The organism is Streptomyces sp. ActVer, assembly GCF_027270795.1.
Lineage (GTDB): Bacteria > Actinomycetota > Actinomycetes > Streptomycetales > Streptomycetaceae > Streptomyces > Streptomyces umbrinus_A.
The window spans coordinates 1-13,226 of sequence record NZ_JAPWHT010000289.1; the positions used below are offsets into that span (position 1 = coordinate 1).

Consider the following 13,226-nt stretch of genomic DNA (forward strand, 5'->3'; position numbering starts at 1 on the left):
GGTCCGGCGGCGGCAGCGGTTACGGCGGTGGCTATGGAGGAGGCGGATACGGGTACGGCGGGGGCGGTTACGGAGGCGGTGGCTACGGCGGAGGCGGGTACGGCGGCCGATGAGCCGAGGGTCCGTCAGGCACCCCGGGGTCAGGGCGCGTCACTCCTCGCCGAGTGTCAGCTCCGCCCAGATCGTCTTGCCCTCGGGGGTGTGGCGGCTGCCCCAGCGCTCGGTGAGCTGGGCGACCAGGAGCAGACCGCGGCCGCCCTCGTCGAAGATCTTGGCGCGGCGCAGATGCGGCGCGGTGTGGCTGGAGTCCGACACCTCGACGATCAGCGTGGTGGCGTCGTGGATCAGCCGTAGCCGGATGGGGCGCTCGCCGTACCGGATGGCATTGGTGACGAGTTCGCTGACGACCAGTTCGGTCGTGAAGCCCGCCTCGCTCAGTGCCCAGGTCTCCAACTGCTGGACGACCTGCTTGCGGATCGGGGCCACGAGGGCGGGATCGGCGGGGATGTCCCAGGTCGCCACCTGCGAGGTCGGGAGCCCCTTCGTCCGGGCGAGCAGCAGGGCCACGTCGTCGGAGGCGCCGGTCGGCGGGAGCAGCGACTGGAGGATGTCGTGGCAGGTCTCGTCGAGGGAGCCCGCGCTGCGTCCGAGCGCCCGGCACAGCACCGCTCGGCTCTCGTCCGGGTCACGGTCGCGGCTCTCGATCAGGCCGTCGGTGTAGAGGGCGAGCACGGTGCCCTCGGGCAGCCGGAGTTCGACCGACTCGAACGGCAGCCCGCCCAGGCCCAGCGGAGGCCCCGGCGGTACGTCGATCTCCTCGGGCGAGCCGTTCGGGCGCAGCATCAGCGGTGGCGGGTGACCCGCCCGGGCGAGTGTGCAGACGCGGGTGACCGGGTCGTACACGGCGTACAGACAGGTGGCCCCCACCTCGCCGGTGGTTCCCTCGCCGGCCTCCGAGGAGAGCCGGACGACCAGGTCGTCGAGGTGGGTCAGCAGCTCGTCCGGTGCCAGGTCGATGTCGGCGAGGGTGCGCACGGCGGTCCGTAGCCGCCCCATCGTGGCGGAGGCCTGGACCCCGTGGCCGACGACGTCTCCGACGACCATGGCGACACGCATCCCCGACAGCGGGATCACGTCGAACCAGTCGCCGCCGACCCCGGCCCGGGCCGCGGGCAGATAGCGCGAGGCCGCCTCGACGGCGGCCGTCCGGGGGAGCGAACGGGGCAGCAGACTGCGCTGCAGGGCGATCGCGGTCTCGCGCTCGCGGGAGAAACGCCTGGCGTTGTCGATGCAGACGGCCGCCCTGGCCGTGACCTCCTCGGCCAGCAGGACGTCGTCGGCTGTGAACGGGTCGGGGCGCCGGAACCGGGTGAAGACGGCGACGCCCAGCGTCGCGCCGCGGGCCTGGATCGGAACGGACATCGTCGTGTGGATGCCGAGTTCCCTGACGCGCTCGCCGCGCGTCGGATCCCAGGCGAGCCAGTCCGCCAGTGTCCTCATGGGGTCCGTGGCCACGATGGGCCGACCGGCGACCAGGGAGTCGGCCTGGGGCGAGGGGGCGGGGTAGACGTCGATCTGGCCCAGCTTGACCACGGCCTCCGGACTGCCGGGGTTCACCGACCGGTGGGCGGCGCGGCGCAGGCTCACGGGAGCGGAGACCGGGCCGGTGTACGGCTCGCCGCCGTGTTCCGGCGGTTCCAGGAGGTCGATGCTGACGAAGTCGGCGAGCGCGGGCACGCAGACATCGGCCAGCTCCTGGGCCGTACGGGTGACGTCGAGGGTGGAGCCGATGCGGATGCTCGCCTCGTTCACGATCTGGAGGCGCTCCCGGGCGCGGTACTGGTCGGTGAAGTCGTGGGCGGACAGACAGACACCGACCACCCGGCCCTCGGCGTCGGTCAGCGGCGCCATCCGCGCCAGCCAGGCCAGTGTGCCGTCCGTGTTGCCGGTGCCCAGGGTCTGTACGTCCTTGCGCTGCCCGGTCAGGAGCACCTGGAGCATGGACGCCTCGAGCTCGTCGTTCTGCGGTCTGCCGCCGATCTCGGGGATGCGCAGCCCGCGGATACGTTCCTCCGGGAGGCCTATCGACTCGGCCATCAGCGTGTTGGCCCGTCGAAGCCGCAGCCGTTCGTCGAAGAGGGCGGTGGCGCAGGGTGACTGCTCCAGGAACATGGCGGAGAGGGAATCGGCATCCGTCCGCGGCCCGCCGTTCTCCAGCGGGGTGACGACGAGCCAGTCGCTGCGGTCGCCGAGCTCGGGGCTGCGCCGGTGCGCGAGCAGCCATACGTTCAGGGTCCGCCCGTCCCGGTGGCGCAGCGCGAGTGTCTCGTTCCAGCGATGGTCGGCCGACGGGGGGAGCAGGGCTCCGGCGTCCGGGGCCAGCAGGTTTGCGGCGGGGAGGCCCACGACCTCGGCCGGGGCATGGCCGAGCAGGCGCCGGGCGCCCTCGTTCCACTCGACGAGGATGCCGTCGCCGTCGATGACGGCCCGCGCGGTGGCGGTCTCGTCGAACGGGTACCCCGGGCTGTCGCCCGGGGCTTCGCTGTGGCTCCTCATTGACGCCACTCCACATTGCGCACACTCACATTGAACCCTCCCCCAGCCGAAGCGGGGGGATTTCTGGCTCAGGAAGCCTTTCCGGTCAGCGACCTGCGAGGTCTTACTCCCTCAGCACCAGCCGGGACGGAACCTGCCCGGTTGCCCGAAAGTGTTGGTGTGCGCTGACTTGGTTCTCGCTCAGCGTGTCGTGCGTGCTTGGTTCTCGCTACGCACAGTGTGCAGCCTACCCGATCGCGTAGAGGCCGATGTGACGCGCTGGAAAGGAAGTGCTACCGGAGAGGTGATGGTTACGTCCTCGCGGGCGCCTCCGAAGGACGGGCCGCCGAGGAAACCGCTCTCTGGGCCCGGCCCGCCACCGGAGGACGGACCGTCCCGCTCCGCGACGGCTGGCGCTTCGCGCTCGTCGATCCGGCCGGGCTCACCGACCCCACCGGCGCGTACGCCCGGGCCGCCGAGCCCGACTACGACGACTCGGCGTGGCGGCGGATCGCCGTCCCGCACGACTGGAGCATCGAGCTCAGTCCCACCACGGACCACGGCACGACCAGCGGCACCGGATTCTTCCCCGGCGGCCTCGGCTGGTACCGCATCGCCTTCACCCTCCCGAAGGCGTACGCGGACAAGCGGGTCTCCGTCGAGTTCGACGGCGTCCACATGGACTAGTCCGTGTACTGCAACGGGCAGCTCGTCGGCCAACACCCGTACGGCTACGCGGGGTTCGCCCTCGATCTCACCGATCTGCTGCACACGGACGGCACAACCCCGAACGTCATCGCGGTCGAGGTCCGCAACCGGCTTCCCAGCAGCCGCTGGTACTCGGGCAGCGGGATCCACCGAGAGGCCCGCCTCGTCGTCACCGACCCGGTGCACGTCCAGCGGTGGGGCACCCAGGTGACGACACCGGAGACCGGGAAGGACCGAGCGCTCGTGCGGGCGCGGACGAGTGTCGGAACGCGTCGGGGGGCGCCGACCACTCCATCGCCTTCGACGTCGACGGCGGATCACTGGCCGGGGTCGACAACGGGCGCGAGGAGAGCGCCGAGCGCTACCAGGCGAGCACCCGAACGGCCTTCCACGGCAAGGCCCTGGCGATCGTCCGCTCCGGCACCGAGGACGGACGGCTCACGCTGCGGGCACGCTCGGCGGGACTGCGGACGGCGACCGTGACCGTCCGCGCCACGACCGCGCGCCCGAAAGTCCTCACCCCGGCGGCCGACTTCGCCCCCGACCTCGGTCCGGGAGTCCCCAACTACCCACTGGTGGAGCCCAGTTACTCGGGCCGTCCGGACACCCTGCCCGCCGCGATGCTCGACGGCGACCAGGCCACCGGCTGGTCCAACGCGTTCCTCAAGGCGGCCACGGCCCTGCTGCCGGCCTTCGACGGAGCCCGCGAGGAGGACTGGGTGTCCGTCGAGTGGGGCCGCGCCCGCTCCTTCGACCGGATCGAGGTCTCCTTCACGGTCGACGCCACACACTCCCTGCCCGCCTCGGTGGAGGTCGCCGCCTGGGACGGGCGTCGCTATCGGCCCGTGCGGGGAGCCGACGTCGACTGGGCCACCGCGTCCGACGCGCCGACGGTGATCACCTTCGACGCGGTACGCGGCAGCCGGCTCCGGGTCACCATGAAGAGCCGCCACCCGGACGAGGCACGGGGTGCCCCGCGGATCAGCCGTCTGGAGGTCCCGCCTCGCTGACCTGACGTCCACTCACCTGATGCTCCCTCACTTGCGGTTCCTCCGGCTGCTGTTCGACGGCCTGGCGCTCAGCGGTCGGGTGCTCGGCGCCTCGGTGCCCGTCGGCCGGGTGCTCGTCGGGCCGGTGGGCCTCCCGGTACTCCTCGGCCGTCGGCTTCGCCACCTGGGTGCCTTCGCCGTACAGCGCGCGCGAGAGCCGGGCCCGCAGGCGCAGCGTCGGCATCCGGCGGCTGGGGCTCGGCACGCCGTTCGCGTCCTGCGCCGGGCCGATTTCGAGCGGCCGGGGCTGCTCGTGCTGGGTGAGGGTGTGCAGTTCGGCGGGGGAGAGGGGCCGGTGCAGTTCGACGTACTCGCCGTGCGGGAGCCGTTTGATCACGCCGGTCTCGCGGCCGTGCAACACCAGTTCCCGGTCCCGGAGTTGGAGGGCCAGACAGATGCGCCGGGTCGCGACGAAGACGATCACCGGGACGACGAAGAGCGCGATCCGGACGGCCCAGGTGACCGTGTTGATCGACAGATGGAAGCGGGTGGCCACGATGTCGTTGCCGCCGCCCGCGAGCAGGATGAGGTAGATGCTGATCCACGCCGTGCCGATGGACGTACGGATCGGCCGGTTGCGCGGACGGTCCAGGAGATGGTGCTCGCGTTTGTCACCGGTGATCCAGGACTCCAGGAACGGATAGGCGCCGATGAAGATGAGCAGCAGCGGGAAGACGACGATCGGGATCAGCACGCCGAGGACGAGCGTGTGTCCGGCGATGTTGATCTCCCAGCCGGGCATGATGCGCACCAGGCCCTCCGCGAAGCCCAGATACCAGTCCGGCTGGGCGCCCGTGGAGACCTGGTCGGCGCGGTAGGGACCGTACGACCAGACCGGGTTGATCGACGCGACCGCCGAGATGAGCGCGATCACCCCGAACACCAGGAAGAAGAAGCCGCCCGCCTTCGCCATGTAGACCGGCATGAACGGCGCGCCCACGACGTTCCGTTCGGTCTTCCCGGGGCCGGGGAACTGGGTGTGCTTGTGGTAGACGACCAGGATCAGATGCGCGACCACCAGAGCCGCCATGATTCCGGGAATCACCAGAATGTGCAGCGAGTAGAAGCGCGCGATGATGTCGTGCCCGGGGAACTCGCCGCCGAACAGGAAGAACGACAGATACGTTCCGACGATCGGCACGGACAGGATCGCGCCGTCCACGAACCGCATTCCGGTGCCGGACAGCAGATCGTCCGGCAGCGAGTAGCCGAAGAGACCCTCGAAGAGTCCGAGGAACAACAGCGTCCAGCCGAACAGCCAGTTGACCTCACGGGGCTTGCGGAACGAGCCCGTGAAGAAGTGCCGCATCATGTGCATGAGCATCCCGGCGATGAAGATCAGCGCCGCCCAGTGGTGGATCTGCCGGATCAGCAGACCGCCCCGCACGTCGAAGCTGATGTCCAGCGTCGAGGCGTACGCCTCCGACATCCGGACGCCGTTCAGCGGGACGTAACTTCCGTGGTAGGTCACCTCGTTCATCGACGGATGGAAGAACAGCGTCAGATAGACGCCGGTCAGGATCAGGATGACGAAGCTGTAGAGGCAGATCTCCCCGAGCAGGAACGACCAGTGGTCCGGGAAGACCTTGCGCAGGTACTTCTTGCCGAGGCTGTGGGTGCCGAGGCGGCCGTCGAACCAGTCGGCGACCCGCTGACCGGAGGACTCCTTCGCCGCCCGCCGTTCGGTGGTGGTCACGCGGTCCCCTCCTTGTCGTCCTTCTCGGCCAGGTGCACGTGCGTGAGCTTTTCGGGGTTGGAGACGATGTAGACGCCGGACACCCGGTCGCCCTCCGGGGTGAGGTCCATGACCATCACCGCGTACGGGGAGTCGCCCGCGAACAGCACCGCGGCGTCGTCGCCGTTGACGCGCCGGTAGCGGATGTCCAGCGCCGGCGCGCCGCCCCGTGAGGCGTAGGAGGCGATGAGGCGGATCGCCTTGTCCCGCCCGTGTATCGGCCGCAGCCCCGCCGGGCGCCGTTTGCCGCCGCCGTCGGTCCACATCGTCACGTCCGGCGCGAGGATCTCCATCAGGGCGCCGATGTCCCCGCCGAGCGCGGCCTCGACGAAGCGCTCGGTCGCCTCTCTTCGCACCCGCGGATGTGCCTCGTACAGCGGACGGCGGGCGTGTACGTGCCGGCGGGCGCGGTGCGCGAGCCGGCGGACGGCCGCGGGGCTGCGGTCGATGACCTCGGCGATCTCGGTGTGGGCGTAGCCGAACACCTCGCCCAGGACGAACACCGCCCGCTCCAGCGGGGACAGCGACTCCAGGACGACGAGCATCGCCATCGACACGGACTCGCCGCGCAGCACCCGGTCGGTGGCGTCCACGGACGCCACATCGGTCTCGGCGGACTCGGCCACGAGCGGCTCGGGCAGCCAGGGCCCGACGTACGTCTCGCGTCGGCGGCTGATCACGGCCCGTCGTTTCAGCGCGTGGTTCACCGCTATGCGCACCAGATACGCGCGAGGGTTGTCGATCTCCTGGTCCGGAGCACGGTCGCGGCTGCCGGACCAGGACAGCCAGGTGTCCTGCAGTACGTCCTCGGTGTCCGCGACGCCGCCCAGCATGTTGTAGACGATCGCGAACAACAGCTCACGGTGGTCGATGAACAGCCGGGTCGCCGTGTTCAGTGCCTCGTCGGTCGCCGGTGCCGGACTCTCGGACATGCGTGTGCCTCCCGTAGCGCGCTCACCCTTGCGAGGGCCGCGAGGGTCCGGAATGTGACAGACGGAGGCTGAAATGTGACGCAGGTCTCAGGCGGGGCCGCTTCGGGTCGTGACGGTCGTACCTGCTCGGTACCGTTGTCCATAGCACTTGACCTGCATGTATTTACGAGTAAGTACCCGCGCGGTACCGTGAGGGCATGCCTGCTCTCAACGTGGAATTCAGCGAGCGCGAGCTCGAGGATCTGCGGCAGATCGCCAAGGAGCGCGGTACGTCGATGAAGGCCCTGGTTCGTGAGGCGGCCGCGGCCGACATCGTGCGGCACCGAGCGCTGCAGGAAGGCGCGGACGTCTTCCGCCGGTTCTTCGCCGCGCACGCGGACGAGTTCGCCGCGGCCTTCCCCGACGACGAACCACCCACCAGGGGCGAGGGGCGGGCCGCCTGACTCATGGCACCCGTCATTCACATCGACGTGCCCTGGCTGCTCCAGCGCCATGAAGAGGTGCTGCCCGACCAGCCGACCGTCAACGACTTCTCGGTGCTCGTGGCCGCCGTGGCCCGGCACAGAGTGGACCCGCCCCGGCTCGGGGTGGACTCGGACCCGGCCTGGCGCGCCGCCGCGCTGCTGCACACCCTCGCCCTGCTGAAGCCGCTGCCGTCCGCCAACGCCCGTTTCGCCTGCGCGACGGCGGTCTCGTACATGTTCGTGAGCGGCGTCGGGATCGATCCGCCGTACGGGGCGCTCGTGGACCTCGCCCGAGACCTGATCTCCGGCAAGGTGGACGTTTTCGCTGCCGCCGACCGTCTGCGGTCCTGGCAGATCTGAGCCACGCCGCGACCGGTGCGAGCCGCCTCGCCGGATTCGGTACGCCGTCTCGTGCACCCCCGACGTGACGACCCGCCCTCGGGGCCGCCGACCGAGGGCGGGAGGATCGGGGTCGGCGGCCTGTTTCGCGCGGGAGAGCCGCCGTCCCGTGCGGGGCCTCCGAGAAGGGCCGCTACCAGTGGACCACGCCATGTCCCGCGCCGGGAGCGTGCGAGAGGCGCCGGCGTGGGCGCGCGCTTCACACGGGGCGCATGGCAACGATTGCCATTTCGAAATGCGGTACGGCCGAGGCGAGTTGCCCTAGGTGGGACTGACTTTCCTTCAATGCGCGGATGTTGCTGAAGTAGCTCAAGTGCCTTGTTGGGTGTGAGAGTTTTGTGCAAGGGTGAACTTCCTCGTACGTGGCCAATGGTCAGGTCTGATTCGCTGCTCGGGATTTCATCGTGCCGTCGGGCTCAAAAGGCTCACGGCCGACGGACGCCGAGTGGTCGACATCCCGGCCGCTTTCCGTACGTCGAGCCAAAAAGGTATGCACCAACCAGGAGCTCCTTTTCGGCGGTCACGACTTCTGTGTGCCACCTTGTGCCTTGGAAGGAACCCGCTCAGTGCACACCCCCCACCCGCCTCGTCCTCCGTATCCGCCGGGCTCCGGAGCCGCTCCCGGGGAATCCGACGAGAGCCTCGCCGCCCTCCTCAGAGCGCAGCCGGAGGGTGAACTCACCCACTCCGTCGCCCTGCTGCTCGCGCGGCACTGGCAGCCGACCCACGACTACGCGGTCATCTGCCTCGCTTCCTCGGCGAACGTCGCCTCCATGGTCACCGCCGCCGCGTTCCAACAGGTGCTGGAACGCCTGCGGCGCGCCGGGTCCGCCGTCGCCCTGCGCCCCCAGCTCCTGGTGGCCGTGCGGGACATCATCAAGGCATGGTCCGCGGAGGACCGGATATCCGCGGTGCTGCCGGATCTCCGGAAACCCGCCGGGGGTCGCGGTATGCGTGCGACGAAGTCCATGACGCCGGAAAATCGCAAGCTCGCCGAGCGTTCTTTCCAGTCCCTCCCGGGACTCGCCCAGTGCGTGCTGTGGCACACCGAGGTCGAGGCCGAGCCCATATCCGTACCGGCCGGTCTGCTGGGTATGGATACCGACACCGCGTCGGCCGCCCTGGAACAGGCCCGGGAGAAATTCCGCGAGGGCTGTGTTCGGGCCCATCGTGAACTCGCGCCGAACAAAGACTGCCGCCACTACAACCGTCTCCTGGACGTTCCGATTCGCCGCGGGGGCGCGCTGCTCCCCGATGTGCAGCAGCATCTCCTGGAGTGCCGCTTCTGCCGTTACGCGGCCGAGCAACTCAGTCATTTCGAGGGCGGGTTGGGCGGTCTGCTCGCCGAGTCGATGCTCGGCTGGGGCGCCCGCCGCTATCTCGAGTCGCGGCCCAGCCGCGGCCACTCGGGTGCCCGTCCGGGCCGCTCCGGCGGCAGACGCCCGGGCGGCGGCGACCGCCCCCGTCTGCTGTCCCAGCTCTCGCCCAGGCCGTCCCGGCAGGGGCGCCACTCCTCGCCGGGCTCCCGGCACTCGAAGGCGCTCCTCACCGGAGCGGGCCTCGTCTCGGTGGCCCTGCTCGCCTCCGTCCTGGTCGCCAGCCTGTGGTCGTCGGACGACGGCGACGCGGATCCCTCGGCCTCGGCCGGCGCGTCCAGCAGCGTCGTTCCGGGGGCCGACGGACAGACCCCGCCCGCCAGGTCCTCGTCCCCGCCCAACTCGGCGGGCCTGCCGACGCCTCCCGGGCAGACCCGGCTGCGCAACCTCGCCGCGGACCTCTGCCTCGACATCAAGGACGGCAGGGCCAGGGCCGGTGTCGGCACCAAACTGGAGACGTGCTCCGCGGCCAAGACACAGAAGTGGTCGTACGAGGAGGACGGCCTCCTGCGCAGCGTCGCCGACCCCGAGCTGTGCCTGGACTCCCATGTGGACGCCGGCGTCGTCGTCCTGGGCCGCTGCGTCGGCGCGTCGGCCAAGCGGGGCGACGATGTGCGCGACGACCTCACCGTCCAGGGCGAGTTGCTGCCCCGCTGGCAGGAGGGGCTCGCCGTCGCGCCCTCCTCCACGGACCCGGACGCGGAGGTCGTGGTGAAGATCCGCGACAGGTCGGACGAGCAGCGCTGGCTGACCGACGCCACGACGGCCAGCCCCGAGTCGCTGTCGATCGCCGGAACGGGCGCGCCGTCGTCCGACCGCCCGGACACCGGGCCGACGTCCGCCAAGTCGGACTCCGGAACCGACTCAGACTGTGCCGAGTCCCCGTGCGAGGTGGAGCCGTCCGCCGCGGAGAGGGACGCGGAGCCGGAGCCGACCACCACCGTGTCCGGGCCCTATTCGGAGCGCCGCGCCGTAACCGTCGACGACTCCGCCCCGCGGTCCGTCGCGCCGGTGCCCCTGCTGCTGGCGCGGACGGTCTCGACCCTCGGTCTCTGACCCGATCCTGCCGCGACGCGGTCCTGTTCCAGCCAGGTCCCGCTCCGGCTGGGTGCTAGGAGACGACGTCCCGGGGTGGTTCGCCAGCCAGGAACCCTGTGACGTTCTGGACGGCGGCCAGCCCGATCCGTACGAGGGTCTCGCGGGTGACGCCGGCGACGTGCGGCGAGAGCACCACGTTCGGGGCCTTGAGCAGCCGCAGGGCCGGCGTGGGCGGTTCGGGGTCGAAGACGTCGATGCCCGCCCCGGCCAGGGCACCCGACTCCAGCGCGTCCGCGAGGGCGTCCTGGTCGATCAGCGCGCCCCGCGCGGTGTTGACGACGAACGCGGTCGGCCTGAGCAGCGCGAGCAGCCCGGCGTCGAGGAGATGCCGGGTCGTGTCGTTGAGCGGCGCGTGCAGCGTGACGTAGTCCGACGCGCGCAGCAGCTCGTCGAGGCCGACATGGCGGGCGCCGCCGAGCCGGGCCTCGGTCTCCGGGCCGACGGATCGCGGTCCCGCGTACAGGACGGTCATGTCGAAGGCGACCGCGCGGCGGGCGACCTCCTGGCCGATGTGGCCGAGTCCGATCACGCCGAGGGTCTTGCCGGACAGCTCGGTGATCGACCGCTGGAGCCGCGGCAGCGCCCAGTCGGCGTCGACGAGCGCGGTGTGCGCCGGGATCAGTTGCTTGGCCAGGGCGAGCATCAGGGCGAAGGTCTGCTCGGCGACGTTCTGCTTCTCGGCGCCGCTGGAGCCGATGGTGCACACGGGGATGCTCCGGGCGCGGGCCGCTTCGAGGTCCACGTAGTCGAAGCCGTGGCTGGCGCACTGGATCAGCTCCAACTCCGGTGCCAAGGCCAGGTGTCGGGCGGTGACGGGGGCGAGCCCGGTGATGACGACGTGCGCCTCGCGCAGCGCGGCCGGGTCCTCGTCGGCCGACTCGACGACGGTGACGCGGGCCTCCTCCGGGAACAGCGTGGCGAGCCCGGCACCACCCGAACGGCCGCCCACGTGGGGTGAGACGACGGCCAGGACGTTCTTGTCGGGGGAGGCGGTAGGAGCGGGAGAGTCGCCGGTCATGCGGTCTCCTCGGCGAGGTCGTCGACGCTGACGGTCGCCGGGCCCGCGTGACCCGACAGCGCGAGGGTGAGGTCGAGTTCGGCGAGCAGGCAGCGGATGACGTGCTCCACTCCCGCCTGGCCGTCGAGGCCGAGCCCATAGGCGTACGGACGCCCGACGAGTACCGCCTCGGCGCCCAGCGCGAGCGCCTTGAAGATGTCGTCGCCCGAGCGGATCCCGCCGTCGAAGAGGACGGTCAGCCGGTCACCGGCCGCCTCGACCACCCGGGGCAGCGCGTCGGCGGCGCCGACGGAGCCGGCCACCTGGCGGCCGCCGTGGTTGGAGACGACCACTCCGTCCATCCCGGCGTTGACGGCCCGGCGGGCGTCGTCCGGGTGCAGGATGCCCTTGAGGACGATGGGACCGTCCCAGTTCTCGCGCAGGAACTCCAGGTCGGGCCAGGTCTTCGCGGGATCGGCGAACATCCCGACGAAGTGCATGACCGCCGCGTTCGGGTCCTCTTCCACCGGCTTGGCCAGACCCGCCTGGAACGCCGGGTCGGAGAAGTAGTTGGCCGTGCCGATCCCGTGCAGGAACGGCAGATACGCCTGGTCGAGGTCGCGCGGCCGCCAGGCGAGCAGCGGCGTGTCCAGCGTGACGAACAGCGTGCCGAATCCGGCCGCCTTGGCCCGGTTCAGAAAGCTCTTCGTGACCTCGCGGTCCTTCGCCCAGTACAGCTGGAACCAGCGCTCCGCGTCGCCCATGGCCTCGGCGACCTGCTCCATCGGGGTGCTGGACGCGGACGACAGGATGTACGGCACCCCCTGCGCCGCGGCGGCCCGGGCGGCGGCCGACTCGGCGTCCGGGTGCATGATCGACAGCACGCCGACCGGCGCGAGGGCGAGGGGAGCGGGCAGCGGGCGCCCCAGCACCTCGACGGACAGATCGCGTTCGTGCACATCGCGCAGCATGCGGGGCACGATCCGGCGCCGTTCGAGCGCGGCCCGGTTCGCCCGCGCCGTGCTGCCGTTGCCCGCGCTGCCCGCCACATAGCCGAACGGACCGGGTTCGAGCCGCTGCTCCGCCAGCCCCTCCAGCCGGGTCAGATCGGTGGGCAGCCGGGGCACCGCGCCCGTCATACCGTTCAGATAGATCTCGTACTGGAAGTCCGCCCAGTGCTTCGTCATCCGTACGTCCCGCCTCTCGCCCTTGATCTCGCCGTCGAGACCGTGCCGTTCGCGCTGGAGACCGTGCCCTGTTTCCGCGGACACCACGCCGTTCCTGCGACGATCCTGACGAGCGGGACAAGATCCGTCCACCGTCGACGCGAAGATCGCCGGGTCGGCCGGACTCAGCTCGGGAACGACACCCGTACGGCGACCAGTTCGCCGGACGGGCCGAGCTCCGCCGACACGGGGAACCAGCCGTCGCCCTGACCGGTCATGGTGCACAGCACGTGCGCGCCGCCGACCTCGACGGTTCCGGACTCGACCGCGGAGGCACGGACCTCGCGCATGACCTGCCAGTGGTGGGAGTGCGGGCGGAAGTCCACCATCAGCCGCCGCCCAGGGGCGGCGTCCTTCCAGTCGAAGAGGGCACCGGCCCGGCGCATCGCCTCCGGCACGGTCAGCCCCGTCCAGCCCCTGACCCCGTCCTCGCCCACCTCACCGAGCGCGGGGGCCCCGAACTCGGCGGCGGCCTCCTCCTCGGCGGCGCCCCAGAACGCGACGTCGGCCAGTCCGTCCACGGGTTCGTCGTGCTGCCAGGCGTTGAGCGCGTCGGCGTCCCCGAAGAGCAGCCGGGCCCAGTCGACCCGGATGTCGCCGAGTTCCACGCTCTTGGCGGCGGGGGCCGGGTCCACCGGGGTCACTATGCCGGCGCCGGCCGCCAGCACCGGGAGGGCCCGGTCACGGGGCAGACCGCCGAGCGTCAC

At 71.0% G+C, this 13,226-nt stretch carries 8 protein-coding genes and 2 pseudogenes; 4 read left to right on the forward strand and 6 right to left on the reverse strand.

The annotated features are described in order from the left end of the window. Positions 1–150: 150 nt before the first annotated feature. Positions 151–2,556, reverse strand: coding sequence for a SpoIIE family protein phosphatase (locus O3Q52_RS35205; RefSeq protein ID WP_269652696.1), 2,406 nt, complete (start codon positions 2,554–2,556; stop codon positions 151–153). 258 nt (positions 2,557–2,814) lie between these two features. On the opposite strand from O3Q52_RS35205, the pseudogene O3Q52_RS35210 reads away from it, so the two are divergent. Then, a pseudogene (locus tag O3Q52_RS35210) lies at positions 2,815–4,253 on the forward strand (sugar-binding domain-containing protein). Here the strand turns inward: O3Q52_RS35210 and O3Q52_RS35215 are convergent. Both O3Q52_RS35215 and sigJ read right to left on the reverse strand, forming a co-directional pair. Then, positions 4,225–5,988 carry a cytochrome bc complex cytochrome b subunit gene (locus O3Q52_RS35215; protein WP_269652697.1) on the reverse strand — a complete coding sequence of 588 codons (1,764 nt, stop codon included), beginning with the start codon at positions 5,986–5,988 and terminating at the stop codon, positions 4,225–4,227. The pseudogene O3Q52_RS35210 and the gene O3Q52_RS35215 sit on opposite strands and share 29 nt — an antisense overlap. Further along, on the reverse strand, positions 5,985–6,959 hold the full coding sequence (sigJ, locus tag O3Q52_RS35220) for an RNA polymerase sigma factor SigJ (RefSeq protein ID WP_269652698.1): 975 nt from the start codon (positions 6,957–6,959) through the stop codon (positions 5,985–5,987). Before sigJ ends, O3Q52_RS35215 begins: the two co-directional genes overlap by 4 nt. Before the next feature lie 197 nt (positions 6,960–7,156). Here sigJ and O3Q52_RS35225 point away from each other — a divergent pair, with 197 nt between their 5' ends. The 3 genes from O3Q52_RS35225 (at position 7,157) to O3Q52_RS35235 (ending at position 10,254) form a co-directional block, all read left to right on the forward strand. After that, positions 7,157–7,402, forward strand: a complete 246-nt coding sequence (locus tag O3Q52_RS35225) for a hypothetical protein (RefSeq protein WP_143634966.1) — start codon at positions 7,157–7,159, stop codon at positions 7,400–7,402. A 3-nt stretch (positions 7,403–7,405) separates the two neighbouring features. Next, a complete protein-coding gene (locus O3Q52_RS35230; RefSeq protein ID WP_055617647.1) occupies positions 7,406–7,783 on the forward strand; it encodes a hypothetical protein in 378 nt (125 codons plus the stop codon). Between the two features lie 605 nt (positions 7,784–8,388). Next, positions 8,389–10,254 carry an RICIN domain-containing protein gene (locus O3Q52_RS35235; protein ID WP_269652699.1) on the forward strand — a complete coding sequence of 622 codons (1,866 nt, stop codon included), beginning with the start codon at positions 8,389–8,391 and terminating at the stop codon, positions 10,252–10,254. A 55-nt stretch (positions 10,255–10,309) separates the two neighbouring features. Here O3Q52_RS35235 and O3Q52_RS35240 read toward each other — a convergent pair whose 3' ends face one another. The 3 genes and pseudogenes from O3Q52_RS35240 to O3Q52_RS35250 form a co-directional block, all read right to left on the reverse strand. Next, the gene (locus O3Q52_RS35240; protein WP_269652700.1) at positions 10,310–11,314 is read right to left on the reverse strand and encodes a 2-hydroxyacid dehydrogenase; all 1,005 of its coding nucleotides are present in this window, start codon (positions 11,312–11,314) and stop codon (positions 10,310–10,312) included. Beyond that, positions 11,311–12,480 (reverse strand): lactate 2-monooxygenase, encoded by a 1,170-nt coding sequence (locus O3Q52_RS35245; RefSeq protein WP_269652701.1) that lies wholly within the window; start codon positions 12,478–12,480, stop codon positions 11,311–11,313. Before O3Q52_RS35245 ends, O3Q52_RS35240 begins: the two co-directional genes overlap by 4 nt. A gap of 164 nt (positions 12,481–12,644) precedes the next feature. After that, positions 12,645–13,226: pseudogene (locus tag O3Q52_RS35250) on the reverse strand (hypothetical protein); the annotation flags it as partial.

Excerpts from the sequence above, each read along its gene's own strand:
- O3Q52_RS35205 (WP_269652696.1), bottom strand. The coding sequence starts at position 2,556 with ATGAGGAGCCACAGCGAAGCCCCGGGCGACAGCCCGGGGTACCCGTTC.
- sigJ (WP_269652698.1), bottom strand. The coding sequence starts at position 6,959 with ATGTCCGAGAGTCCGGCACCGGCGACCGACGAGGCACTGAACACGGCG.
- O3Q52_RS35225 (WP_143634966.1), top strand. The coding sequence starts at position 7,157 with ATGCCTGCTCTCAACGTGGAATTCAGCGAGCGCGAGCTCGAGGATCTG.
- O3Q52_RS35230 (WP_055617647.1), top strand. The coding sequence starts at position 7,406 with ATGGCACCCGTCATTCACATCGACGTGCCCTGGCTGCTCCAGCGCCAT.
- O3Q52_RS35240 (WP_269652700.1), bottom strand. The coding sequence starts at position 11,314 with ATGACCGGCGACTCTCCCGCTCCTACCGCCTCCCCCGACAAGAACGTC.
- O3Q52_RS35245 (WP_269652701.1), bottom strand. The coding sequence starts at position 12,480 with ATGACGAAGCACTGGGCGGACTTCCAGTACGAGATCTATCTGAACGGT.